This window comes from Sodalis praecaptivus (assembly GCF_000517425.1).
GTDB lineage: Bacteria > Pseudomonadota > Gammaproteobacteria > Enterobacterales > Enterobacteriaceae > Sodalis_A > Sodalis_A praecaptivus.
The window spans coordinates 1,580,280-1,605,957 of sequence record NZ_CP006569.1; the positions used below are offsets into that span (position 1 = coordinate 1,580,280).

General features: G+C 59.2%; 21 protein-coding genes. 9 read left to right on the forward strand and 12 right to left on the reverse strand.

Annotated features, from left to right (window positions below; all coding sequences use genetic code 11):
- Positions 1-84: 84 nt before the first annotated feature.
- Together rplY and SANT_RS07030 are read right to left on the reverse strand one after the other, a co-directional pair.
- A complete protein-coding gene (rplY, locus tag SANT_RS07025) occupies positions 85-369 on the reverse strand; it encodes a 50S ribosomal protein L25 (RefSeq protein WP_025245961.1) in 285 nt (94 codons plus the stop codon).
- A 125-nt stretch (positions 370-494) separates the two neighbouring features.
- Positions 495-2,255: a DEAD/DEAH box helicase gene (locus SANT_RS07030; RefSeq protein ID WP_025421585.1), complete on the reverse strand. Its 1,761-nt coding sequence runs from the start codon at positions 2,253-2,255 to the stop codon at positions 495-497.
- A 260-nt stretch (positions 2,256-2,515) separates the two neighbouring features.
- Between SANT_RS07030 and rsuA the strand changes: the two genes are divergently transcribed.
- The 6 genes from rsuA (at position 2,516) to SANT_RS07060 (ending at position 9,441) form a co-directional block, all read left to right on the forward strand.
- Positions 2,516-3,223, forward strand: a complete 708-nt coding sequence (rsuA, locus tag SANT_RS07035) for a 16S rRNA pseudouridine(516) synthase RsuA (protein ID WP_025421586.1) — start codon at positions 2,516-2,518, stop codon at positions 3,221-3,223.
- Between the two features lie 25 nt (positions 3,224-3,248).
- Complete coding sequence (locus SANT_RS07040) at positions 3,249-4,478, forward strand: Bcr/CflA family multidrug efflux MFS transporter (protein ID WP_051440129.1); 1,230 nt, start codon at positions 3,249-3,251, stop codon at positions 4,476-4,478.
- A gap of 848 nt (positions 4,479-5,326) precedes the next feature.
- Positions 5,327-6,157 carry an iron uptake transporter permease EfeU gene (gene efeU, locus SANT_RS07045; RefSeq protein ID WP_025421588.1) on the forward strand — a complete coding sequence of 277 codons (831 nt, stop codon included), beginning with the start codon at positions 5,327-5,329 and terminating at the stop codon, positions 6,155-6,157.
- 40 nt (positions 6,158-6,197) lie between these two features.
- A complete protein-coding gene (gene efeO / locus SANT_RS07050) occupies positions 6,198-7,337 on the forward strand; it encodes an iron uptake system protein EfeO (protein ID WP_025421589.1) in 1,140 nt (379 codons plus the stop codon).
- Positions 7,338-7,350: 13 nt separating this feature from the next.
- Positions 7,351-8,658, forward strand: a complete 1,308-nt coding sequence (efeB, locus tag SANT_RS07055) for an iron uptake transporter deferrochelatase/peroxidase subunit (protein ID WP_025421590.1) — start codon at positions 7,351-7,353, stop codon at positions 8,656-8,658.
- Positions 8,659-9,093: 435 nt separating this feature from the next.
- The gene (locus SANT_RS07060) at positions 9,094-9,441 is read left to right on the forward strand and encodes a YejG family protein (RefSeq protein ID WP_025421591.1); all 348 of its coding nucleotides are present in this window, start codon (positions 9,094-9,096) and stop codon (positions 9,439-9,441) included.
- Between the two features lie 144 nt (positions 9,442-9,585).
- Here SANT_RS07060 and yejF read toward each other — a convergent pair whose 3' ends face one another.
- The 4 genes from yejF to SANT_RS07080 are packed head-to-tail and all read right to left on the reverse strand — an operon-like array spanning position 9,586 to position 15,134.
- A complete protein-coding gene (gene yejF / locus SANT_RS07065; protein WP_025421592.1) occupies positions 9,586-11,196 on the reverse strand; it encodes a microcin C ABC transporter ATP-binding protein YejF in 1,611 nt (536 codons plus the stop codon).
- 1 nt (position 11,197) lies between these two features.
- Complete coding sequence (locus tag SANT_RS07070; protein WP_025421593.1) at positions 11,198-12,223, reverse strand: ABC transporter permease; 1,026 nt, start codon at positions 12,221-12,223, stop codon at positions 11,198-11,200.
- Complete coding sequence (locus SANT_RS07075; RefSeq protein WP_025421594.1) at positions 12,220-13,314, reverse strand: microcin C ABC transporter permease YejB; 1,095 nt, start codon at positions 13,312-13,314, stop codon at positions 12,220-12,222. The genes SANT_RS07070 and SANT_RS07075 overlap by 4 nt, the downstream gene beginning before the upstream one ends.
- A 14-nt stretch (positions 13,315-13,328) precedes the next feature.
- A complete protein-coding gene (locus tag SANT_RS07080; protein WP_025421595.1) occupies positions 13,329-15,134 on the reverse strand; it encodes an extracellular solute-binding protein in 1,806 nt (601 codons plus the stop codon).
- Positions 15,135-15,281: 147 nt separating this feature from the next.
- Here SANT_RS07080 and SANT_RS07085 point away from each other — a divergent pair, with 147 nt between their 5' ends.
- Positions 15,282-16,109: a sugar phosphate isomerase/epimerase family protein gene (locus tag SANT_RS07085; protein WP_038668344.1), complete on the forward strand. Its 828-nt coding sequence runs from the start codon at positions 15,282-15,284 to the stop codon at positions 16,107-16,109.
- Between the two features lie 550 nt (positions 16,110-16,659).
- Here SANT_RS07085 and mepS read toward each other — a convergent pair.
- From mepS to SANT_RS07115, 6 genes are all read right to left on the reverse strand, one after another.
- Complete coding sequence (gene mepS / locus SANT_RS07090; RefSeq protein WP_025421596.1) at positions 16,660-17,235, reverse strand: bifunctional murein DD-endopeptidase/murein LD-carboxypeptidase; 576 nt, start codon at positions 17,233-17,235, stop codon at positions 16,660-16,662.
- Between the two features lie 408 nt (positions 17,236-17,643).
- On the reverse strand, positions 17,644-18,372 hold the full coding sequence (locus SANT_RS07095; protein ID WP_025421597.1) for a phosphatase PAP2 family protein: 729 nt from the start codon (positions 18,370-18,372) through the stop codon (positions 17,644-17,646).
- 48 nt (positions 18,373-18,420) lie between these two features.
- On the reverse strand, positions 18,421-19,404 hold the full coding sequence (locus SANT_RS07100; RefSeq protein ID WP_025421598.1) for a CobW family GTP-binding protein: 984 nt from the start codon (positions 19,402-19,404) through the stop codon (positions 18,421-18,423).
- Positions 19,405-19,416: 12 nt separating this feature from the next.
- The gene (locus tag SANT_RS07105) at positions 19,417-20,886 is read right to left on the reverse strand and encodes a mannitol dehydrogenase family protein (protein WP_025421599.1); all 1,470 of its coding nucleotides are present in this window, start codon (positions 20,884-20,886) and stop codon (positions 19,417-19,419) included.
- Positions 20,887-21,364: 478 nt separating this feature from the next.
- Positions 21,365-21,937 (reverse strand): elongation factor P-like protein YeiP, encoded by a 573-nt coding sequence (yeiP, locus tag SANT_RS07110; RefSeq protein WP_025421600.1) that lies wholly within the window; start codon positions 21,935-21,937, stop codon positions 21,365-21,367.
- 28 nt (positions 21,938-21,965) lie between these two features.
- Positions 21,966-23,219, reverse strand: a complete 1,254-nt coding sequence (locus SANT_RS07115; RefSeq protein ID WP_025421601.1) for a sugar efflux transporter — start codon at positions 23,217-23,219, stop codon at positions 21,966-21,968.
- Positions 23,220-23,598: 379 nt separating this feature from the next.
- Here SANT_RS07115 and fruB point away from each other — a divergent pair, with 379 nt between their 5' ends.
- Positions 23,599-24,732, forward strand: a complete 1,134-nt coding sequence (gene fruB, locus SANT_RS07120; RefSeq protein WP_025421602.1) for a fused PTS fructose transporter subunit IIA/HPr protein — start codon at positions 23,599-23,601, stop codon at positions 24,730-24,732.
- Positions 24,729-25,667: a 1-phosphofructokinase gene (fruK, locus tag SANT_RS07125; RefSeq protein WP_025421603.1), complete on the forward strand. Its 939-nt coding sequence runs from the start codon at positions 24,729-24,731 to the stop codon at positions 25,665-25,667. Before fruB ends, fruK begins: the two co-directional genes overlap by 4 nt.
- Positions 25,668-25,678: the final 11 nt, after the last annotated feature.

Below are 25,678 nucleotides of genomic sequence, written 5' to 3' on the forward strand. Positions count from 1 at the left end.
GCCACAGTCTGAAAGGGGGCGGTTTACCGGCAGGGTTAAAAAAAAACGCCGCAGAATGCGGCGTTTTCTCACGAGGTAATTCGCTTAAGCGCGAACGAAGTCGATATGGGTCAGTTTCGGTTTGAACGGATGACGCTGCACCGCCTGTACCTTCACTTTGCTTTCTTTACCGTCGATGACCAGGGCCAGAACGTCAGTGTAAAAGCCTTCTTTGGTCTGGGTGTTCAAAACGATATCATGATCCAGCTCGATGGCGACCGGTGCTTCAGCACCGCCGTAAACGATGGCCGGGAACTTGTTCGCGAGACGCAGGCGGCGGCTCGCACCCTTGCCCTGGTCTTTGCGGATTTCAGCGTTGATAGTTAACATAATTTTTCTCAAAACCTGGAATTGAACCTGCTACAGGCGACCCAGCAGCAGGCAGGATAAACGTGCTTGTGAGTAAGCGGGCAGGATTTTACCGGAATTACCGGCGCGGGGCAAACAAAACCCGGTCAGCCGTGTAATTCATGGGCGCGGCGGAAGCGGCCCTGGTAGTCGAAGACCTTCTCGCGCACCTGCCAAAAGTGGCCGCGCCGGCGGGCGACGACAAAATCCGGCGCCCGGAGTTTATCCGCCGCCGCCTCGATATCCGCCGCGCCGCGCCAGGCAAAAGGCATTCCCGCGGCGCGCAGGTGTAAGGGCAGAAACCGCAGCGCAAACAGCCGTCGCTGTGCCGGCGTGTGTAGGCGGAAACGCTCGCCGACGTCGGCGCCGTCCTCATCAAAATAGGTGACCTGTAGCCATTCCCCCTTCTCATCCTGGCCCGCGCGCAGCGACATGCCGCTACAGCGCAGCACCAGCGCATCTTTCAAACGCAGCGCGGCCTTCAGCATATCGTCCGGGTCCAGCAAAATCCGCTGGCAATGATGGCAGCGGCGGGCGGCGATATCGTTCTGGGCGTCGCAATCGGGACACTGTTTAAAACGAAAACGATAATCGCACTGCTGGCGCGCACCGCTTTCGTCCTCGAGCCAGCCCTGGCAGCGACGGCCATAATGTTCGATAACCGTGCCGTCGCCGGCGGTTTTGCCCCAAAACAGATTGGCGAAACCGCAGGCGGGACAGAAGACCTGGACCGGTTGGCTCCCTGCGGCCGGTTTTGTCTGCCCGACTTCCGGCGAATAGAGATCGTGTCCATTCCCGGCATAATCCAGGATCAGGCACCCGGTTTTGCCGGGATAAAGGCGCAAGCCACGGCCGACGATCTGTTGATATAGGCTTACCGATTCCGTCGGGCGCAGGATGGCGATGACGTCAACGTGCGGCGCATCGAAACCGGTAGTGAGCACCGACACATTGACCAGGTAACGCAGGCGCTGCGCGCGGAAGGCATCAATGAGGCGATCGCGCTCGGCGGCGGGCGTCTCGGCGCTGACCAGCGCCGCCTGATCCGGCGGCAGCAGGCTGAGAATTTCGCCGGCGTGCTCGACGGTCGCGGCAAAGATCATCACCCCCCGGCTGGCGGCGCCGTAATCGCGGATCTGCGCGACAATCAGCGGCGTGATGCGGCGCTGGCGCTGCAATTCGCCGTTGAGGTCGACCGCGGGATAGTCGCCCAGCGCGTTGGGGGAGAGGCGGCTGAAATCGTAATGGCGCACCGGCATATCCAACCGTTCGGGCGGCACCAGATAGCCATGCTTCACCATGTAGTGCAGCGGCAGTTCAAAGATGCAGTCGCGAAAGAAACAATGCTCATCGCCGCCTACCCTCCCGTGGTAATGGAAATGATAAATCCATCCCTTGCCCAACCGGTAAGGTGTTGCGGTAAGACCGAGAACGCGCAGCCCCGGATCCACCTCGCTCAGATGGCGGATCACCTGCTGATATTGGCTGTCGTCGTCGTCCCCGAGGCGGTGGCATTCATCGATAATCAGCAGCGAGAAAGGGGTGGTGAACGCAGCCAGATTGCGCGCGACGGATTGTACGCTGCCGAAAACCACCTTGCCGGCGCTGTCGCGCAGCTTCAGGCCGGCGGCGAAGATTGCCGCATCTAGCCCCAGGGCGCGGTATTTTTGCGCATTTTGCGCCACCAGCTCTTTCACGTGCGCCAACACTAGGACACGGCCGCGCGCCAGGCGCGCCAGCTCGGCGATGACCAGGCTTTTGCCGGCGCCGGTGGGCAGTACAATCAGCGCCGGCGTGCTGTGGCGGCGAAAGTGCTCAACGGTGGCTTTGACCGCTTCTTGCTGATAGGGGCGAAGCGTCAGTGCCATCAGCGCCGAACCGTTAATGGAAGCGGAGAGGGGAAATTGATCCTGATAATCGCTGTCTTCATAATGAAATAGGATGGAAGCTAATAATTCAAGTGGATGCCTGCTAGGCGCGGCGGGCAAGCCCCGGTATACTCATAGCATAAACAGCAACGGCTGTTCCGCCTGCGCGAGGGGCTGAGGTTTTTTCAGCCGCGACGGCTCCCCAGCGAGGGTGTCGCAATCGCCAGGCGCTTCCCAAGATTACAGGCAAAACAACGTTAATGCGACTGGACAAATTTTTATCTCAACAACTGGGCATCAGCCGGGCCCTGGTGGCGCGCGAGCTGCGCGCCAAACGCGTCACCGTGGATGACGAGGTGATTCGGCAAGGGGCGTTCCAGCTGCTGCCTGAACACCAGGTGCGCTTTGACGGTAATGTGCTGCAGCAGATTCTGACCGCGCGCTATTTCATGCTGCACAAGCCCCAGGGTTATGTCTGTTCCACGGACGATCCCGATCATCCCACTCTCTTGTATTTCATTGATGAACCGGTGCCGGATAAGCTGCACGCCGCCGGCCGGCTGGACATTGATACCACCGGTCTGGTGCTGCTGACCGATGACGGGCAATGGTCGCACCGGCTAACGTCGCCGCGGCATCATTGCGAGAAAGACTATTTAGTGACGCTGGAACAGCCGCTGGCGGCGGAGACCGCCGAACGTTTCGCCGCCGGGATAATGCTGCGCGGCGAAAAGCTGCCTACCCGTCCCGCCCGTTTGGAAGCGCTTTCGCCGCAGCGGGTCCGTCTGACCCTCAGCGAGGGTCGCTATCACCAGGTTAAACGCATGTTCGCCGCGCTCGGCAATCGGGTGATAGCGCTGCATCGCGAGCGAATCGGCGCCATTGTGCTGGATGCGCATCTTCAGCCGGGGGAATACCGCGCGCTGACCGCCGACGAGATCGCCAGTGTAGGTCTGCCGACGGATTGAATCATTGAAACACTGAATCAGGCTGATGAAAGGAGTATGGAGAGTGCATCCCGAACGTAAAAAACATATCGGTATTGTGGTGATACTGGGACTGTTGTCCATGCTAATGCCGCTCGCTATCGATATGTATCTGCCCGCATTGCCGATTATCGCGGCGGAGTATGGCGTCAGCGCCGGCAGCGTGCAGATGACGTTGAGCGCCTATGTGCTCGGCTTCGCTATCGGCCAGCTGTTCTATGGCCCGATGGCTGACTGTCTTGGTCGCAAACCGGTCATTATGTTCGGCACATTCTGCTTTGCGCTGGCCGCGGCCGCCTGCGCGCTGTCGCAATCGGTCGAGATGTTGATTTATATGCGCCTGTTGCATGGCCTGGCCGCCGCCGCCGCAAGCGTGGTCATCAATGCGCTGATGCGCGACATGTTCACCAAGGATGATTTCTCGCGCATGATGTCTTTCGTGGTACTCGTCATGACCGTGGCGCCCTTGCTGGCGCCGATTATCGGCGGCGGCCTGCTGGTGTTATTGAGCTGGCACGCGATTTTCTGGACCATCGGCCTGGCGGCGCTGGTGGCGACGATATTGGTGCTGGTGTTTATTCGCGAAACGCTGCCGCGCGAACGGCGGCAGAAGTTTCGCCTCAGCACTACCATCGGTAATTTCGGCTCGCTGTTTCGCCACAAGCGGGTGTTCAGTTACATGCTAGCCAGCGGTTTCTCGTTCGCCGGCATGTTTTCCTTTCTCAGCGCCGGGCCGTTTGTCTATATTGACCTCAACGGCGTGTCGCCGCAGAACTTCGGCTACTACTTTGCGCTCAACGTCGTATTCTTGTTCATCCTGACGCTTATCAATAGCCGCTTTGTCGCGCGTTTCGGGGCGCAAAGCATGTTCCGGCTGGGCCTGACGATCCAGTTTGGCACCGGTCTTTGGATGATAGCGGTGCTGGCGCTGCATCTCGGTTTCATTCCACTGGTAGTTGGCGTGGCGCTGTTTGTAGGCTGTGTGGCTATGGTGACCTCGAACGGGATGGCGGTGATCCTGGAAGATTTTCCGCATATGGCCGGCACGGCGTCGTCGCTGGCGGGCACGCTGCGTTTCGGCGTCGGGGCGGTCATCGGCGCGTTGCTGTCGCTGGCGACGTTCGATAGCGCCTGGCCGATGGTGCTTTCCATGGCGGTTTGCAGCAGCGTCGCGCTGCTGTGCTATTTGTACGCCAGCCGTCCGCGCAAGAGCAAAGTGCGGCCTTCGCTGGGCTAATCGACGCCTTCGGCTGGCGCCCCACGTCAAGCCGGCCTGTGCGCTTGCTCTGCCGGCTGCCCCCCACATCAAGCTGGCCTGCGCGCTTGCTCTGCCGGCTGGCGCCCCGCGCCAAGCTGGCCTGTGCGCCGTGCGTTGCCGCTTCGCGTCCCCTATCACGCTGACTTACGCCGTGTTCGGTTAATTCCTGTTTATGCCGGCCTGAACGGGTCGCGATGGGCGGCTAAGGCGCGCTTTTCCCAGCGCTAAACCGGTTGCGCTCCGCCTGACGCGGCGGCGCTGTCCAGCGCGTTGCCCTTGACTCACAAGGGAGTGCTATCCGCCTCGCCCGGGCCCCATCCGGGCGCTAAACCGGTTGCGCTTCGCCTGACGCGGCGGCGCTGTCCAGTGCGTTGCCCTTGACCCACAAGGGAGCGCTATCCGCCTCGTCCGGGCCCCATCCGGGCGCTAAACCGATTGCGCTTCGCCTGACGCGGCGGCGCTGTCCAGCGCGTTGCCCTTGACCCACAAGGGAGCGCTATCCGCCTCGCCCGGGCCCCATCCCGGCGCTAAACCGGTTGCGCTCCGCCTGACGCGGCAGCGCTATCCAGCGCGTTGCCCTTGACTCACAAGGGAGCGCTATCCGCCTCGCCCGGGCCCCATCCCGGCGCATAGCCGGCCCGCGCGGCCGCCGCCTCTGCCGTCATTTCCGCTGTTTTTCCTTACTTTCCGTAGGGATTGAGCGCGGTAGCAAAGTTGCAATTTTGCCGTCGATCACCTTGTTTTTCTTCCTAGGTAATGATAATCAATATCGTTCTTATTGACGTTTATTTACAATGGTCTGCCCTGGAGGCGGATGAGGATAAATGATGTTTGTACCGTTTCTTATCATGTTCAGGGAAGGGCTTGAAGCGGCGCTGATTGTTAGTCTCATCGCGGGTTACCTGAAAAAAACCGGACGCGGTCAATGGTTGACAAGGGTGTGGCTCGGTGCCATCACCGCGGCGCTGTTGTGCCTGGCGCTGGGGCTGGCGATTAACGCCACCACCGGTGAATTTCCGCAAAAGGAACAGGAGCTGTTCGAGGGCATCGTAGCGGTTATCGCCGTCGCCGTATTGACCTGGATGGTACTGTGGATGCGCAAAATGTCCCGTTCGGTGAAAAATCAGCTGGAAATGGCGGTGGACCAGGCCCTGGCGCAATCCCAGCGTCAGGGATGGGCGCTCACCGGCATGGTGTTTTTTGCCGTGGCGCGTGAAGGCCTGGAGTCGGTGTTCTTCTTGCTGGCGGCGTTCAGCCAGGATGTGGGCATCGCCGCGCCGATCGGCGCGGTATTGGGTTTGGCCTGCGCCATCGCGCTGGGCATGGTGATGTACTGGACCGGTATCCGGCTGCCGCTGGCGGCCTTTTTCAAATGGACTAGCGTGTTTATTTTGTTTGTCGCCGCCGGGCTTGCCGCCGGCGCGATCCGCGCGTTCCATGAAGCCGGGTTGTGGAACGGCTACCAATCAATCGCCTTTGATTGGAGTCAGGTGCTGTCGACGCATACGCTATTCGGCACGCTTTTGGAAGGCCTGTTAGGCTACCAGGAAACACCGACGGTTAGCGAGGTGGCGGTATATTTGCTTTACCTGGTACCGGCGCTGATTTTGTTTTTCCTGCCGTCCCGGCACTCCCGGGCGGCGACGCTCGCCAAATAAGAAATTTTTCATCAGCCGCAAAACATCAGGATAATGTTATATGTCAACCCAACAACGTTTTGGCCGTCGCCTGGCGCCGGCGATGCTGTTCGCTCTGCCGGTATTCACGACAGCCAGCCTGCCCGCGCGAGCGGCGGATATCCCGGAAGTCAAGATCACCGTCAACGATAAACAATGTGAGCCGATGGCCTTGACCGTCAACGCGGGGAAAACCCGTTTCGTGGTCCATAATACCAGCCAGAAAGGGCTGGAATGGGAAATATTGAAAGGGGTGATGGTGGTGGAGGAGCGCGAAAATATCGCGCCGGGCTTTACCCAAAAAATGACCGCCAACCTGGAGCCGGGGGAGTATGACATGACCTGCGGGCTGTTAAGTAATCCCCGCGGTAAGCTGACGGTCACCGCCGACGGCAGCCAGAGCGGCACGCAACCGGATGCCATGGCGCTGGTGGGCCCCATCGCCGACTATAAAGTCTACGTCATCGGCGAGGTCGCGGAACTGGTCAAGGGCACCAAGGCCTTCACCGAGGCGATTAACCGCGGCGATTTGGCCACCGCCCAGCGTTTGTATGCGCCAACCCGCCAACATTATGAGCGCATCGAACCCATCGCCGAACTGTTCTCCGATTTGGACGAGAGTATCGACGCGCGGGAAGATGATTACGAGAAAAAGGCCGACGACCCGAAATTTACCGGCTTCCACCGGCTGGAAAAAACGCTGTTCGCTGATAAAACCACCGACGCGATGACGCCCTTCGCCGATAAGCTTTACCGCGATGTGCTGGAGTTGCAAAAACGCATCGGCGCACTGACCTTCCCGCCCAGTAAAGTCGTCGGTGGGGCCGCCGGCTTGATTGAGGAAGTGGCTTCGAGCAAAATCAGCGGTGAAGAGGATCGCTACAGCCGCACCGACCTGTGGGACTTCCAGGCCAATATCGACGGCGCGCAAAAAATTGTCAATCTGCTGCGCCCGCTGTTGACCAAAGCCAACGCGCCGTTACTGAGCAAAATTGACGGCAATTTCAGCAAAGTCGACACGGTGCTGGCAAAATACCGTACGGCGCAAGGTTTTGAATCCTATGAAAAACTGACCGAAGCCGATCGCAATGCGTTGAAGGGGCCGATCACCACGCTGGCGGAAGATCTTGCGCAGCTGCGCGGCGTGTTGGGGCTTGACTAGGGCAATGAGATTGATGCGTCGCAGTCACAAGAAGTCAGCCCGCCGGGACGGCACACCGTCCGCCACCCGTCGGCGTTTGTTACTCGGTCTGGGCGCCGCCGGCGGCGCGCTGGCGCTGAAGGCGGGCGCCGGCGAACCGGCGGTCAATGTGCCGCAGGCCGCAGAGGGCGCGTCGCCGGGAACGCTGTCGCCGGATGAGCGTTGGGAACGGCAGCCGTGCTTCGGCCTGCATCAGGCGGGCATCGTGACGCCCCAACAGGCGGCGATGATGCTGGTCGCCTTTGATGTGCTGGCGGACAACCGCCAGGATCTCGAGCGCTTGTTCCGGCTGTTGACCGCGCGTATCGCGTTTCTCACTACCGGCGGGCAGGCGCCGGCGGTGAATGAACGATTACCCCCTATGGATTCCGGCATACTCGGCGCGTCGATTTATCCTGATAACCTGACGATGACGGTCTCGGTGGGAGATTCGTTGTTCGATCAGCGCTTTGGCCTGACGGCACATAAACCGCTACGTTTGCAGCTGATGCGCCGGTTTCCCAATGACGCGCTTGACGCCGCGCTGTGCCACGGCGATCTGTTGCTGCAGATCTGTGCCAACAACAGCGACACGGTGATCCATGCGCTGCGGGATATTATCAAACATACGCCGGATCTGCTTGGCGTACGCTGGAAGCGGGAAGGGTTTATCTCCTCGCACGCCGCGCGCAGTAAAGGGCGCGAGACGCCCATCAACCTGCTGGGGTTCAAGGATGGCACCGCCAATCCTTCTACGGCCGATCAACCACTGATGGATAAGGTGATTTGGGTCGGCAAGCCGCCGGGCGAACCGGCCTGGACCTATGGCGGCAGTTACCAGGCGGTGCGGATTATCCGTTTTCGCGTGGAGTTTTGGGATCGCACCCCGCTGCACGAGCAGCAGCAAATTTTCGGCCGCGATAAGCGCACCGGGGCGCCGCTGGGTATGAAAAAGGAGCATGATGTACCCAATTTCCAGCAAGATCCTCAAGGGGCCATTATTCCGCTGGACGCCCATATTCGCCTGGCCAACCCCCGTCGGCCGGAAGATGTGGCCAGTACCATGCTGCGCCGCGGCTACAGCTACTCGTTGGGGATATCCAACGCCGGCCAGTTGGACATGGGGCTGTTATTTGTCAGCTATCAGCACGACCTCGAACAGGGATTTCTCACCGTTCAGCGTCGCCTCAACGGCGAGGCGCTGGAAGAGTATATTCAGCCCGTCGGCGGCGGCTATTTTTTCGTCTTGCCCGGCGTCCCCGACCAGGATCATTATTTGGCACAAGGGCTACTGGAGGCGTAACGCCCCTAAAGCGTCGACGTCGTTGCTCGCCCGCGCGAACCGGCGCGCAACGACGGACCGGTAGCGCGTTTGTCCGGGGGGATTTTATGGCAAGTCCGCTGAGACGGCCTCGGCCGTCACATCGCCGCTACCTCCCCAACATTTCACGCGAGAACACCCTCTATTTTCGCCTCCGCCCCGGCGTCAATCGGTCACGATGAGCCGACATTGCCTCACTTCCCGCCATCATTGATGCTCCTACATGATGTAACAGCTATGCATAAAAAAAGTTGTATTGCGTAGCCAAAAAAGGTTACATAGTGGTTAAAATGTCGATCTTTATCACACTTTAGACGCTAATAACGACCGGAATGTGACGTTTCTTATGCAGATGTCACGCTAACATTATGCTTATGTGATAAAATTGTTATGTGATGGCGCTTCTGGGGAGAGGCAGTGACGAATTTACAATTATCCGTGGTACACCGGTTACCGCATCACTACCGCTGGCTACAGGGGTATACCGGCGTCAAGGTCGAGCCGATCATCGCCGCCAGTCATGATGACAATGTTCTGATTGGTTTGACGCTGTTGAGCCACGGCGATGATACGGCCTGGCAGGTGATGCGCGAGCTTGCCCGGACGCTGGCCGAGATCGAAGTCAGTTGCTCCATCGTGGAATGCGAAGGCAAGCCCTGCCTGTTTTTGCATCGTGAAGACGAATGCGCCGGGTTGTGTCGCATAAAAAATATTGGCGTCGCGGTAGCTGAACCTGCGGCAGCGCCGTATATCGCCTCAGTATGAGGCTTTAGCCCATCAACGCCCGGCGCCCATGATTTCTGGCCTCTGTTCCCCCAGCGCCGACGTCGCAAACCTCACCTTTGTGCCGCCCCTTAAGCCCCTTGCCTATCGGGGCTACCGGGTCTATGCCGATGCGCCGCCATCGGGCTACCCCCCCGTGACCGCCAGGCGTCCGGCCGCCATTAACTCGCGGGTATAAGCTGCCCGCGGCGTGTGGAACAGCGCGTCGGCGCTGCCCTGTTCGATCACCTGTCCTTGCCGCAGTACCACAACCTGATGGCATATCGCGCGCACTACCTGCAAATCATGACTGATAAACACATAGGCCAGCCGGTGTTTTTGCTGCAACGTTTGCAGCAATGACAATATCTGGGCCTGAACCGAGCGATCCAGAGAGGATGTCGGCTCATCGAGGATAACCAATTCGGGCTTAAGAATCAACGCGCGCGCGATGGCGATACGTTGGCGCTGTCCGCCGGAGAATTCGCCCGGGTAGCGATGACGGCTATCGGCATCCAGACCGACCTCCTCAAGCGCGGCAATGACCCGCTGCTCCACGGCTTGAGCGCTAAGCTGTTGGTGGACCAGCAGACCCTCCGCGACGATTTCCGCCATTGATAACCGGGGATTTAACGCCGAGTAGGGATCTTGAAATACCACCTGTATGCGCCGGCGCAGCGGCAGCATCTGCCGGCGGTTGAAGCGATGCACAGGCAAGTCGTCAAACCAGATTTCCCCCTCGCTGGCGATGAGCCGCAGTAGCGCCAGCGCGGTGGTACTTTTACCGGAGCCGGATTCCCCCACCAAACCCAGACTTTCGCCGCGCCGCAGCGAAAAGCTAAGACTATGTAGCGCGGTTTTAGGCGCTTGGCGCCGCGTAAATAAGGCGCCCTTGCCGCCATAGCTGACGCCCAAGGCGTTTACCCGCAACAGGGTGGCGGCATCCTGCGCCACCGCCGCCGGTTGGCCCGACGGTTCGGCGGCCAGCAATCGCTGCGTATAGGGATGCGCCGGCGCGCTGAACAAGGTGTCGCAACGATTGGTTTCCACGCAGCGACCGTTTTGCATCACCGCGACGCGGTCCGCCAGCCGGCGCACAATATTCAGGTCGTGAGTAATAAACAGGAGCGCCATATTCAACTCCCGGCGCAGGTCCGCCAGTAATTGCAGGATCTGCGCCTGTACCGTCACATCGAGCGCGGTGGTGGGTTCGTCGGCAATCAACAGCTTCGGCCGCGTCAGTAGCGCCATCGCGATCATGACCCGCTGGCGCTCACCGCCCGATAGTTGATGGGGATAATCCCGCAGCCGGCTCGCCGGATGATGAATACCCACCCGCTCAAGGGCGGCCTGCGCCTCGGCGCGCGCGGTTTTGCCCCGCATACCGCGATGCAGCAGCAACACTTCGCTCAACTGCTTCTCCAGGGTATGCAGCGGATTAAGCGACGACATCGGCTCTTGAAAAATCATGGCAATGTCATTGCCGCGAATACGCCGCAGTACGGCCTCGTCGGCGGTCAGCAGGTTTTGCCCGTTAAACAGGATCTCGCCGCCGGGGTACGCTACCGGCGGCGCGGGCAGCAGGCGCAGCACCGATAGCGCGGTAACGCTCTTGCCGGAGCCGGATTCGCCCACCAGCGCCAGCGTTTCGCCCGCATCCAACGTCAGCGATACGTCTTCGACGACGCGGCGCGCCGAGCTTCCCTGGTGGAACGCCACGCTTAAGTGATTAATGGCCAATAGCGGAGTGCGGTTCATCTCAGTACGCCTTCCCCGGATCAAAGGCGTCGCGCACCGCTTCGCCGATAAAAATCAATAACGACAGCACCAACGCCAGCGTGATAAAGGCGGTAATACCGAGCCATGGCGCCTGTAAATTGTTTTTCCCTTCCAGCAGCAGGTTCCCCAGCGAGGGCGAACCGAGCGGCAGACCAAAGCCGAGGAAGTCCAGCGAGGTCAGCGTGGTTATCGAGCCGCAAAGAATGAACGGCAGAAAAGTGAGCGTCGCCACCATCGCATTGGGCAGCATATGACGTAGCATAATGCGCCGGTCGCTGACCCCCATCGCCTGCGCGGCGCGGATATAGTCAAAATTGCGGGTGCGCAGGAATTCCGCCCGCACCACGCCGACCAAGCTCATCCAGCCGAACAGCACGGTAATGCCCAATAGCCACCAAAAATTGGGCGGCACCACGCTTGACAGCAAAATGATCAGAAACAGCGTCGGCATACCGGACCACACTTCGATAACGCGCTGACCCCACAAATCCAGACGGCCGCCGTAATAGCCTTGGGTCGCGCCGACCAGGATACCTATCAGGCTCGACAGAAGCGTCAGCGCCAGCCCGAACAGCATCGACAGTCGGAAGCCATAAAGCAAATTGGCCAGAACATCGCGGCCGTTGCTGTCGGTGCCGAGCCAATTACCCGCGCTGGGCGGCGCCGGGAATGGCAGGGGGGAGGCGTAATTAATCGTGCGGTAGTTGAATCGCACCGGCGCCCACAGCGCCCAGCCTTGCTCGTCCAGCCGCTTCTCAAGCCACGGGTCGCGATAATCCGCCCGGCTGGCCAGCGGGCCGCCGAAATCGGCTTCGCTGTAATCATGAAATAACGGCCAATAGAATTGGCCCTGATAGCGCACCAGCAGGGGCCGGTCGTTGGCGATAAGCTCAGAGCCTAGACTGAGGACAAACAGCAGGATAAATAACCAAAGCGACCAATAGCCGCGGCGGTTGTGCCGAAAGCGCGCCCAGCGCGCCTGATTAACCGGCGACAAGGATTTCAATGGCGCCTCCCGAAATCGATTCTGGGATCAACCAGCGTATAGGTGATATCGCTGATGATGTTCAGCAATAGCCCGATAAGCGTAAAGATGTACAGCGTGCCGAACATGACCGGATAATCGCGCGATAGCGTGGCGTCATAACCGAGCAGGCCCAGGCCGTTCAGTGAGAACATCACCTCGATGAGCAGCGAGCCGGTAAAAAACATGCTGATGAAGGTGGCGGGAAAGCCGGCGATAACCAGCAACATCGCGTTGCGAAAGACGTGGCGATAGAGGATGGCGCTTTCCCCAAGACCCTTGGCGCGGGCGGTGACGACGTACTGTTTGCGGATCTCGTCGAGAAAAGCGTTTTTGGTGAGCATGGTCAACGTCGCGAAACCGCCAATCACCATCGCCAGCACCGGCAACGTGAGATGCCAGAAATAATCGGCTATTTTGCCGTACCAGGGCAGGGTAGCGAAATTGGCGGACACCAGGCCGCGCAGCGGAAACCAATCGAGATAGCTGCCGCCGGCAAACAGCACAATGAGCAGGACGGCGAACAAAAAAGCCGGGATAGCATAGCCGATAATGATAAGGGAGCTGCTCCAGGTGTCGAACGCGCTGCCGCTGCGCACCGCCTTTTTGATGCCAAGCGGAATCGATACCAGATAAATAATCAGCGTACTCCACACGCCGAGCGACACCGATACCGGCAGGCTGCCTTTAATCAGCTGCATTACGGAGGCGCCGCGGAACAGGCTGTCGCCAAAGTCAAAGCGAACATATTGCCACAGCAGGGTGAAATAACGCTCGTGCAGCGGTTTATCAAAGCCGTAGCGGCGGGTAATTTCGGCGATGACCTCCGGATCCAGCCCGCGCGCGCCGCGATATTGATTATCCCCCAATTGGCCGCCGTGCAAGGTCTGCGTGCGGGACAGGGGATCGCCGTGGCTGCCGCCAAAGCCGGCCGTTTGTCCCAGCTCGATGGCGGCAATCGCCTGATCCACCGGCCCGCCCGGCGCAATCTGTACGATAAAGAAATTGAGCGTGATAATGGCCCACAGCGTGGGGATTATCAACAGCAGGCGTTTTAATACATAGGATGTCAAGCCCGTCCTCCTCGTCAGCGCCGCTGGGCGGGCAATTGCGCCGCCTTATTGACATCATACCACCAGCTGTCGAATCCCAGGTCATATGTGGGGCGCTGGGCGGGCATGGCGAATTTGTCCCAATAGGCCAGGCGGATGTGGTGCGAATACCACAGCGGGATCATGAAATAATTCCAGGTCAGCACCCGGTCCAGCGCCCGTCCCAGCGGCAGCAGCGCCGCTTTATCGCCCTGGTGGCGCACGATTTGGTTAATCAACTGGTCGATAGCGGGGTCTTTGACCCCGGGACGGTTGTAGCTGGAATCCACATACGCCGACCCCCAGATGATTTGCAAATCGCTGCTGGGGAACGCATACGCGCCGTAGGAGGAAGGGATCATATCGAAGTCCCGTTTGCGCAGGCGGTTGGTGAACTGGGCGCTGTCCACTTCCCGCACCGTCATGGTGATCCCAAGGCGCGCCAGACTATGCTGAAAGGGCAGGATGTACTGGTTATTGCCGCCGCTCATCACCAATAGCTCAAAGCGGAACGGTTTCCCCTGGGCGTCCACCAGACGCTTATCGCGCAGCGTCCAGCCGGCCTGTTTAAGCAACGCCAGCGCCTTGAGCAGATTGCCGCGGTCATAGCCGCTGCCGTCGGATACCGGCGGCTGATAGATAGCGTTGAACACCTCCGCCGGCACCTGATTTTTCAGCGGCGCCAGTATCGTCAGCTCGGCGGCGTCCGGGTAGGCGCGCGCGGCATAATCGGTATTCATAAAGTAGCTGTTAACGCGCTGATAGCCATTATAAAACAGCGCCTTATTCATCCATTCAAAATCAAACGCCAGCGACAGCGCCTCTCTGATCCGACGGTCGGCGAACAGCGGTCGCTGAATGTTGAAACTCAGCCAGGGCGTGGATACCGGGGCGTTGTTCGCCACCTCGCGATGCACAATAAAACCGCGGTCGAAATTACCGCCGCGGTACTGGGTCGCCCATTTTTTGGGGGAGCCTTCGATGCGCAGATCGAACGCCCCGGCTTTGAACGCCTCCATGGCGACATTATCATCAAGATAGTAGTCATAGCGCAGGGTATCAAAGTTGTAGCGCCCAACATTGACCGGCAGCGTGGCCGCCCAATAATCCTTCACCCGGCTAAAGGTGACGGACTGGCCCGTGCGCCAGGCGGTTAGCCGATAAGGGCCGCTGGCGGGCGGCGGAAACGTGAGGGGATCGCTCAGTTTATGCTGCGACCAAAAACTTTCCGGCAGCACCGGCAGCGTGAGCAGCCCAAGTAAGACATCTTTGTTCGGCTCGGGGAATTCGTAGCGCACCGTCAGTCGGGAGATGGCTTTCACTTTCACCCCTTTATAGAACACCCGAAATTGGGGGACCCCTTCGGTCATAAATTTGTTGAAAGTAAACGCCACATCGGCGGCGGTAATCGGCTGGTGGTTATGATAGCGGGCGCGTGGATTAAGCGTGATTTCCGCCCAGGCATAGTTGGCGGGATAGCGTGCCGACTCGGCGATTAACGGATAATAACTGCCCACTTCGTCATCGGAGGTGACATACAAGCTGTCGTAAAGCTGTTCGGTGCGCGCCGCCGCCGTGCCGCGCGACGCGTAACGGTTAAAATTGTCGAACGTGCCGATAGCGGCCATGGTCACGCTGCCGCCCTTGGGCGCGGCCGGATTGACATAGTCGAAATGGGTGAAGTCGGGTGGATAGCGCGGCTCGCCCAGTAGCGCGAAAGCATAGCCGTCGCGCAGGGGCTCAGCCTGGGCGCACAGGCAAATCACGCTGAAAAGCAGCGCCAGCCAAACACGTGGAAACATCCGCTTATGCTCCTAGCTCGTCCGATATCCGCCGACGGGAATAAACAGATTCATCAGCGCCCGTTGGTGACTATAACGATTTTTTACCATAATTATTAGAACAATCAATCATGTCCCCGCCGTAGGCGGGTTGTCAGGAGAAAGACGATGCGTAAGGCTATCGCCACCGTCGCGCTATCGGGCACGCTACCGGAAAAACTTGAGGCCATCGCGCGCGCGGGCTTTGCTGCCGTGGAGATTTTTGCCGACGATCTGGAGGCCTTTCCCGGCAGCGCGCGGGACGTTCGTCGCTTGACCGACGCGTTGGATCTGGAGGTGGTGTTGCTACAACCCCTGCGCAATTACGTGGGCGCGCCAGCCGAACGTCGCGCCGAGGCCAATGAAAGCGCCCGGCGGTTGCTGGAAAACATGAACCAGCTCGGTTGTCGGTTACTGCTGGCCTGTAGCGCAACCGACGCGGCGTCATCCCCCGAGCCCGCGGCGCAAATTGAGGATCTTCGTCGCCTGGCGGACCTGGCGCAGCAGCACGGCTGCGCTGTGGCCTTTGAAGCACTGGCCTGGGGTAAGTACGTGAATCGTCTTAGTCAGGCGTGGGATCGGGTGCGCGCCGCCGCTCATCCTCATCTGGGCGTGATGCTGGACAGTTTTCACGTTTTGGCGCAAGGGGAGGGGGCGCGTGAAATCATGGCCATCCCGGCCGACAAGCTCTACTTTATTCAAATGGCGGATGCCGCCGCCCGGCCCTCGCCGACCATGCCGGTCGATCAATGGAGCCGGCACCACCGCTGTTTCCCCGGCAAAGGCACGCTGGCGGTGGCGGCGTTTGCCGCAGCGGCGCGGCGGGCCGGGTATCAGGGCGTCTGGTCGCTGGAGATTTTCAATGATCGTTACCGGCAGTCAGCGCCGGCGTCGGTGGCCGCGGAAGGTTTTGCGTCTTTACAGTGGTTGCAGCGGCAGGTAGAGGCCCTGGACTAACGCGATGCCCGCGCCTGTCGCCCTTACTGGTAAAACTGTTTTTTATAGGGTTATTCCGTTTGAAACCGGTAACACCGCCGCAGCGGTGCACCGCTGAGCATCGCGTCAAGATTTCACGCGGGCGCCGTAGGCGCCAGGCATCGGTGCGCCCGGCGGCAAGTTTGAACCACCTGGCTAATATCCTGGTCCGGCGGGGTAAATGCGCGTTTTTCGCGTCCCGCGCTGGCGCTAACCCGGCGAATTATTCTGTTTAGCCCTGCGGATAATGTCGGCCAGGCGGCGAAAAACGTTTGGCTTTATTCAGACGGAAGAGGGGATAACGCAGCGTTTTTTGCAACAATGACCAAACAATTAATCTACAGGGCGGCGATATAGCCAATAAGGAAAGTATTAATTAATTAACAGTCATTAATTGAATTGTAAATATCGAATTCAATTATTTTACATATTCATTAATTCATCATGGGGATGATTAAGGATAAAAAAAAGCCGCTTTTGCGCGGCTTTTTTTCTCTCATTGGGCAGTTCGGACGTTCAATAAATAACCAAATTAACTCTGCGCGCCGTTGGGAAGCACTCGGCGGGCTTCGCGGTAGCGGGTCTTCCAGTAACTTTCATTCAGACTAGATATCATTACGCCGCTGCTGGTGGACGCATGAACAAATTGATCGTTACCCAGATAAATGCCCACGTGGCGACCCGTTGAGCCGGCGCGGAACAGCACCAAATCGCCCGGACGCAGCTTACCGCGTTGAATTTTGGAACCTATTTCCCGCTGATCCAGCGTGGAACGCGGCAGGTCAAGGCCAAACTGTTCGCGGAACGTCATCTGCACGAAGCCAGAGCAATCAATGCCGCGTTTAGTACTGCCGCCGAGGCGGTAACGCACGCCTTTCCAATCGGCATATTGATCCATAATTTTGGATTTAATATCCACATTACGAACCATTTCTTCAAATTCATCCTGAGAGGCTTGCAGTAAAAAATGATTTGAATCGTTTACTGCACGCATGTCAGCGGTTTGTTTCGGACTATGAGAAGTACTGCAGGCGGATAGCATGGCCGCAACCGCCACTGCGGGGATGAGCCGCAGAACATATCTCAAGATAGGCTGAGATTTGACCATTATATGTGTTATCCCTTGAAGTCCTTAACGACAATGTCGTTATAAAATGCCAAACAATGAGAGTTAAGCGCGCGTCCTAATTGACCAGATTTCGTTCAGCAAATGTGTGGTATTACTCACACAATCGTTTCAAAGACCGAAAAATAACGGGCAGGACGTCGAGCGAATTCGAGGTTACCGTAATGAATAAAGGAAAGCGAGGATTTTTAGCCGTAATCTTATAACTTTTAATGATGTAATTATTTGTCAGCGTGCAGAGAATAACGTGGTGGAAATAATCGGCAGGGTTAGGCGAAATCGGCGCCGGCGCAGAGCGGTGGCGCGTGCGGCTGCATTTATCGGGGCGCAGCGTCGCGCCAGGCCGGTTGTTGGCGCGGCTGACACCCCTCGGCGGCGGATAATATTTTCTTATCCGTGCGGCTGGCGACGCCTGTTGAACTTCGCCGCGCGCGGCAGGTAGCGCTCAAGCCGCTTCACCAGCGCATCACAACCGCCGCCGGGCAGCCACAGCCCCAAGCCCACCAGAACAATGGACAGTGAACCGACCGCCACATCGGTGAACCAGTGCGCGCCGATAAGGATCCTCGGCGTCGAGAAGAGAAGTACAATCAGTACGCCCTGCAAAAACCCCTTACGGTCAAAGAAGTGCAGCATGAAGGCGGCGAAAATCATCAGCAGCATGCCGTGATCGCCCGGGAAGCTGTCGCTCGAATATTCTTTGGTGGGAATTTGCGTCAGTTCGGCGATGCTGACGACGCCGGGCGTGGCCTTGAAATAGCGCGACGGACTGACATGCGTCACCGGCACCAGATGGCCCAACTGGTTGAGCACCAGGGCGGTGATGATCATGGCCAGGCCAATGGCCAGCATGCGGCGGCGTCCGGCGGCATCGGCGCGCAGATAGTAACGCAAATAGACGATGCCCATCGCCAGCAATGAGCACAGATCAAACACGCGGTTGTTGGTAATAGCCAACAAATCGGCAAACAGCGGATGACGTACCGCCTGATGATTTACCGCATGATAGATGCCGCTGTCGAGTGCGAACCAGAAACCGTGATGCGCGGGCAGAAACCAGGAAAAAAACAACGCCACGCCGAGCAAGCTCAGCATCGCCATGGCCGGGAGGCGAGACATGGACCAAACCTTTCGCTAAACGAATAATCTTATTCAAATATAAGCGAGCTAACTTAAACGGAGTTTCAACAATGTACTCTGAAAGCGATTCCAGTCCGCGGCCTGGGGATGAATAAGCTCTATCCGGCTGTCCCTCGGCGGCTGCGGCAAGGTTTCGGTGTACAAATCATTACCCTGGCGGTTTATCCGCAGCGTGCCTTCGCTCACCCGCAGCACCCCTTTGATGCGTTCCACCGGCGCCAGACGCGTCCATTCCAACAGCCCCAAAGTGTCGAATTGGGTTTCACTATCAAATATCCAGCCACAGGCATAATAGCCCTCCCCCTGATTCAGCGCGCGGCGCCAGCCGTGATTGCCCGGCAGACGGAGCGCGGCCAGTCCGCTACGGGGGGCGGCGTGCTGATGTGCATGACCGGCGCCGGGCGCCGGCGCGCGCAGAATGGTCCTGGCGCGATCCAAAAGTGTCACCGGCACCTGTCCGCGGCTGACGGTGAACAGGTCTCGATCGTTCGCGCTGGCGCGGCGCCACGCCGCCAGCGTCTCCCGGTCCGCGTCGGTATAGGTTTCCTGCTTGTTGGCGATAATGATATCGGCCGCGGTCAACTGATCGCGGAAGTTGTCGTTGTCGCGATAGCGCGGCTGACTCAACTGTCGGGCGTCAAGCAGGCAGAGCGTGGCCCGCAGCGTAAGCCAGTTCTGATAGGTGTCCGAGGCCAGTAGGGCGAGGATTTGCGCGGGGTGGCCCAGACCGGTGGGCTCAATGAGTAGCCGATCGGGCCGGTTTCGCGTCAGCAGGGTATTGAGGCCGATTTGCAACGGCAGGCCGTTAACGCAGCACAGGCAGCCGCCGGGGATCTCTTTCAGCGTCGCGCCGCTGTCGGCGAGCAGGGCGCCGTCCACGCCGATTTCGCCGAACTCGTTGACCAGAATAGCCCACTTCTCGCCGCTGGGTTTCTGGCTAAGCAGATGCAATAACGTCGTGGTTTTCCCGCTGCCGAGAAAACCGGTTACCAAGGTGGTTTGGGTGGTCATGGCGGTTCCGCGTTAGTCGTTAAGAAGACCGGCGACCGTCGCCAGCGCACCGTGCTGCATCAGCGATCGGTAAGCCTCGGTGACCGCGGCGACAAATGTCGGATTTTCCGGCAGATCCTGGCCGAAAACGTTTCGCAACGCAAGCCATGCCCGCACCCGCCCCGGACCGTCTTCATGCCGGGCTGCGATGTCCGCCAGAGCGCTTTGCAGCGGGTCGCGGATATCGATAGGCTGCCCCCGCTCGTCAGTCCCGCCGGCATAGCGCATCCAGCCCGCCACCGCCAGCGTAAGCAGCGGGGCGCTGCTGCCGTGCCGTAAATGCCAACGCAGCGGATCGAGAATGCGCTGCGGCAGTTTTTGGCTACTGTCCATCGCGATTTGCCAGGTGCGATGCTTCAGGGCGGGGTTGGCAAAGCGCGTCAGCAACTGCCGGGCGTAGTCACCCGTGTCCACTCCCTCGATAGCCCGCAGGGTGGGCGCCTGTTCGTTGATCATCAATTTCTCGACCGCGGCGCGCAGCGTAGCGTCATTCATGCAGTCGCTGATATGGGGGTAGCCGGACAGATAGCCCAGCCAGGCGAGAAACGAATGGCTGCCGTTCAGCATCCGCAGCTTCATTTCTTCAAAGGGGGCCACATCGTCGACCAACTGGGCACCCGCCCGCTCCCACTGCGGGCGGCCGGCGACAAAGTGATCTTCAATCACCCATTGGATGAAGGGCTCACAGGCGATGGCGCACGGATCGCGCACGCCGAGCATCGCCGCCACGTCCGCCAGCACCTCCTCGCTGGCGGCGGGCACGATACGATCCACCATGGTGGCCGGGAAGGACGCGTGATCGGCTATCCAGCGGCCCAGCGCCGCATCCCGCGCCTGCGCTAACCCCAATACCGACGCGCGCACCACCTGGCCGTTGCCGGGGATGTTATCGCAGGAGAGAACGGTAAAAGGCGCCAGACCGCGGCGATAGCGCAGGTTAAGCGCTTCCACCAGAATGCCGGGCACCGTACCAGGCGCGTGTGGCGCCGCCAAATCCGCGATCACCCCCGGGTGCGTGCGGTCGAGTTGACCGCTGCCTGGTTCAATGCAATAGCCTTTCTCGGTAATGGTCAGCGACACGATAGCCACCTGCGGCTCGGCCAGCTTCGCCAGCAGAGCGTCGATACCCTGTTCGGCAACGACCAGCGAGTCGCATACGGCGCCTATCACCCGCGCGCGCGCTCCGTCGGGGCCCTTGACCAGCACGGTGTAGAGATGATCCTGACGACGCAGCGCCTGCAACAGATCGGCGCTGTGCAGGCTAACCTCGCATATCCCCCAATCGCCGCCGTGCCGATTAAGCACCCGGTCGGTCATCACGCCCTGATGGGCGCGGTGGAACGCGCCAAAACCAATATGGACGATTCGTCCAGCAAGGCGATGACGATCGTAGCCCGGTTGCTGCACCTGTTCCGGTAGCGACACTGAGGCGATAGTTGGCATGGGGTGTCCTTAGTAGAGGGGCGCTCCCGGCAACGGCAGGGCCGAGGCGAAAGTGACTTTTTTGTTAACAGAGTAAACATGAAAAGTTAATGCTGCAAGCCGGACCGTTTAAAACCGCTCAATTGGTCAGGATAACGACGGCGTAAAGGGCAATAGGCGGTTAACCCGTCGCCCGGCAAGTTTAACCGCTATCAGAAGCGCGGGCCGGCGCGCTCTTTCGCCAAAGTTAATCGCGTGGCCGGGGGCAGGCCAATGTGCAGCGAAGGGTCGAGGTGGCGGGCGGGCCAATGTGCAGCGGAGGGGCGAGGTGGCGGGCGGGCCAATGCGCAGCGAAGGGGGACGAATCGCGAGCTCAGCCCTTACGCCAAGGCTAGCCGCCATAGCGTGCTTGACCGACGCGTTGTGCCAAGCCGGCGAACCGCGTTAATCTCATGCGTCGCGGTTTGCCGGCGCGGTCGGGTTAACCGATGCGGTCCGGTTAATCGGCGCGTCCCATGTAGCGGCGTTCCGCCACGTGGATCCGAATACGCTCGCCGCTGCTGAGGTATTCCGGCACCTGGATTACCAGACCGGTCGTCAGGGTGGCGGGTTTGGTGCGCGCGCTGGCGGAAGCCCCTTTAATGCCCGGCGTGGTATCGACGATATCCAGATCCACGGTCTGCGGCAGCTCCAGCGCCAGCACCGCACCCTCCATCGTCAGCACCTGCATGCCGGGAATACCGCCCTCAGGGATAAACAGCAGCTCATCTTCAATCTGATCTTTTTTGAAGATGTAGGGGGTGTAATCCTCGTCGTCCATAAAGATATATTCGTCGCCGTCCACATAGGAGAACGTCACCGAGCGCCGGGTCAAGGTGATGGTATCAAGGATGTCATCGCCTTTAAAACGCTCTTCAACCTTCAAACCGGTACGGACATCGGCGAAACGCATTTTATATAGCGTACTGGCGCCGCGCGCGCTGGGGCTTTGGATGTCGATATCTTTAACCAGCAATAATTTACCATTGTAATTTATCGCCATACCGCGCTTTATTTCATTAGCTCTAGCCATTAACAAGGACCTGTAGTGTATGTCGTGATCATGGCGACACCTTACCGTTGCCGTCGGCGCCGGGCAGAGGGGACTGAAGAGTGTCGCGGGGCTGCGGCGAATCTACATCACGAATGCGCCACATGCAATATCCGGCGCCGGCAATCATCAGCAACGACAGCGAAAAGACACTGTGAAATTGGCCGATTTCCGCGACCAGACCCGCCAGCGAGCCGGCGATAATCCAGCCCACCCGCCCGCTGTTGGTAAACAACGTTGTGGCGGCGCCGGCCTGACCGGGCATCAAATCCTGAAAATAGATCATGCCGATGCCGGCAAGAATGCCGATAAAGAGGGCATTCAGCCACTGCAACATCAGTAGCGCCGTGGGATCGCGCATTGTCAGCATGCCCAGGTAAAACAGCGCCCCGGCCACCACCGCCAGGCGCATCAAACGCCGCTTCCCCCAGCGCCGGCTCAGCCAACCGGCCAGCAGCATGGTGGGGATTTCCAGACCGGCGGCGGTGCCCATCATCACCCCGGCGGTTTTCTCCGGCAGATGCAGTTCGTGCAGGATGTACAGCGGCATATTGATCAGATACATGCAATTGCAGGTCCACATTAATGTACAGGCGCTGAACAGCCGTAGCGTATCCTGCCGGTTGCGGCGCGGCGCCTCCAGTACTTCGCGGGCCTGCCGCTGCGTTTTTCGCATAGAAGGCAACATCAGCCAGACTAGGGCGCCGCAGAGCAGAAACGTCGCGCCGGCCATCAGATACATGGTTTTGAAGCCGAATCCCATCACCAGCGCGAACGCCAGCGGCGGACCGATGACCCAGGCCAGCGAAACCTGCGCGCGCAGCACCGAACTGAACATGACCGCTTCACGGCCGGTATTATCCGCATGTTCGCGTGCCAGGGCGAAAAGCTGCGGGTTGGCGGTGGAGCCAAAGCTGGTCAGCAGCACGCCCAGGCCCAGCAGCAGATAATAGTTGCGATCGTAAGCGAACAGCACGCAACCCAGCGCGCCCAGCAAGCAGCAATTAAAAATCAAAATCTTGCGATCGCCATGTTTGTCGGAATGGACGGCAAGGAATTGGCTGACGAAAATACCGATTACGGCGCTGCCGGTATAAAACAGGCCGACCATAAACGGACGGGCCTCAACTTCCTGCGATAAAAATAGGCTAAGCGTAGGGAGCTGGAGCGCACCGGCAATTCCGGTGAGAAAGGCTATCGCCAGAAAGGCCGCAGAGGTCATATCCGGCCGGCGTCGCGCCAGGGCGACAGAGGTAGGTATCATGAATAACGTTCGGGTAAAGGACGGGGACGGGCGCATCATACGCCGATGGCGGCAAAACAAAATAGCGCCAGAAAAAAAAGGTCGGGGCAACCTCGGTCGGTCGACGAGATACGGTGGGAAAAAAACGAGAGGCGTTTTTCTCCTTCAGCGCGGCTTCAGCCGACGCGTCAAATAACGGGCCGCCGTGAAGCAAAATGTGCGGGGCATCAAAGATTCATCATGAAATAGACGCGAACCCTTGCATTAAGCATCAACTGGTTTCACACTTCCTTGAAACGTTTCAGCGTGGCTTTTCGGTAGATAAACCAGAAGTCACGCGTTTTTTAACTCAATTAGCTGAAACGATTCAACTTCAGCCATTCAGCAGGTGAGGAGAACTATGTTCGAGCTGTCATTAAATGACATCCATCCCGGCGCCAAGGCCGAGAATAAAGAGCAGGCCATTCGTCAGGCCGCGGACGCGCTGACGCAGGCGGGTTGCGTTAGCGATGGCTATCTGGCGGGCATGTTGGAGCGGGAAACCCAAACGTCGACCTTTCTGGGAAACGGTATCGCTATTCCCCACGGCACCACGGCGACCCGCCATCTGGTACAAAATACCGGTGTGCAGGTCTTTCAGTATCCGCAGGGGATTGACTGGGGTGAAGGACAGACGGCCTATGTGGTCATCGGTATTGCCGCGCGTTCCGACGAGCATCTTGCCCTGCTGCGGCAGTTGACCCATGTGCTAAGCGATGAATCCCTGGCGGCGCGTCTGGCGAAAACCAACTCGGCCGAGGAATTGCGCAGCGTACTGATGGGCGAGCAGCAGCCCGCGGCGTTTTTGTTTGACAGCTCAACCTTACTATTAGATATCGCCGCCGGCGATCTGATGACGCTGAAAGCGCTTAACGCCGGTTTGCTTCAGCGCCTCGGCGCCGTGGAGCCCCGTTTTGTCAGCAACGTTATCGCCAGCCCGCCGCTTCATCTGGGACAGGGCGTTTGGCTGGACGATAGTGCGCAGGGCAATGTTATCAGCGCCGTCGCCATTAGCCGTCCGGCAAGTGCTTTCCAGCAGGATGGCGTGCCGGTCATGATGCTGATAACCGTGGCGGTGGCGGACGACCAACCGCTGCCGGTGCTGGACTACCTTGCCGCGCTACTGCGCCAGCAGCGCGCCGCTAGGCTGGCCGACGCCGACGCGCCGACGCTGCTGGCGCTGCTAACCAGCGAGGTGCCGGAGCAGGCGAATCAGCTGACCGCTGAATTCGTGGTGCGTAACGAGCACGGGCTCCATGCTCGGCCGGGCACGGCACTGGTGAGCGTGATTAAACAGTTCGACAGCGCCGTTACCGTCACCAATCTCGATGGCAGCGGCAAGCCCGCCAATGGGCGCAGTTTGATGAAAGTAGTGGCGCTCGGCGTCAAAAAAGGTCACAAATTACGCTTTACCGCTGAAGGCAATGATGCCGAACAGGCGCTGCAGGCAATAGGCGAGGCCATTGCCTCGGGTCTCGGGGAGGGAGAGGCATGAGCAGACGCGTAGCAACGATTACGCTAAATCCGGCTTACGATTTGGTGGGTTTTTGCCCGGAAATCGAGCGTGGCGAAGTCAACCTGGTACAAACCACCGGGCTGCACGCCGCGGGCAAAGGGATTAACGTCGCTAAAGTTCTGAAAGATCTGGGCATCGACGTGACCGTTGGCGGTTTTTTGGGGAAAGAAAATCAGGACGGCTTCCAACTGCTGTTTAGCGATCTGGGCATTGCCAATCGGTTTCAGGTAGTGCAGGGCCGGACGCGTATCAATGTCAAATTGACCGAAAAAGACGGCGATGTTACCGACTTTAATTTCTCGGGGTTCACGGTCACGCCGCAGGATTGGGATCGATTTGTCAACGACTCGCTCACCTGGCTGGGCCAGTTCGATATGGTGGCGGTCAGCGGCAGTCTGCCCGCCGGCGTGGCGCCGGCGGCCTTCACCGACTGGATGGTGAAGCTGCGCAGCCATTGCCCATGCATTATTTTTGACAGCAGCCGCGAAGCGCTGGTGGCCGGGCTGAAAGCGTCACCCTGGCTGGTGAAACCCAATCGACGGGAATTGGAAATCTGGGCCGGGCGCCCATTGCCGGCGCTCAGCGACGTCGTTGAGGCCGCCCATGCCCTGCGCGAACAGGGGATCGCCCATGTGGTCATCTCGCTCGGCGCCGAAGGGGCGCTGTGGGTAAATGCCTCCGGCGCCTGGCTGGCCAAACCGCCGGCCTGTGAGGTGGTCAGTACCGTCGGCGCCGGTGATTCGATGGTGGGTGGTTTGATTTATGGCCTGCTGATGCGCGAGTCAAGCGAGCATACGCTCCGGCTGGCGACGGCCGTGGCGGCGCTGGCGGTCAGCCAAAGCAATGTGGGCGTGACCGACCGTCCGCAACTGGCGGCCATGATGGCCCGTGTCGATTTGAAACCTTTTAATTAAGCGGGAGTGAG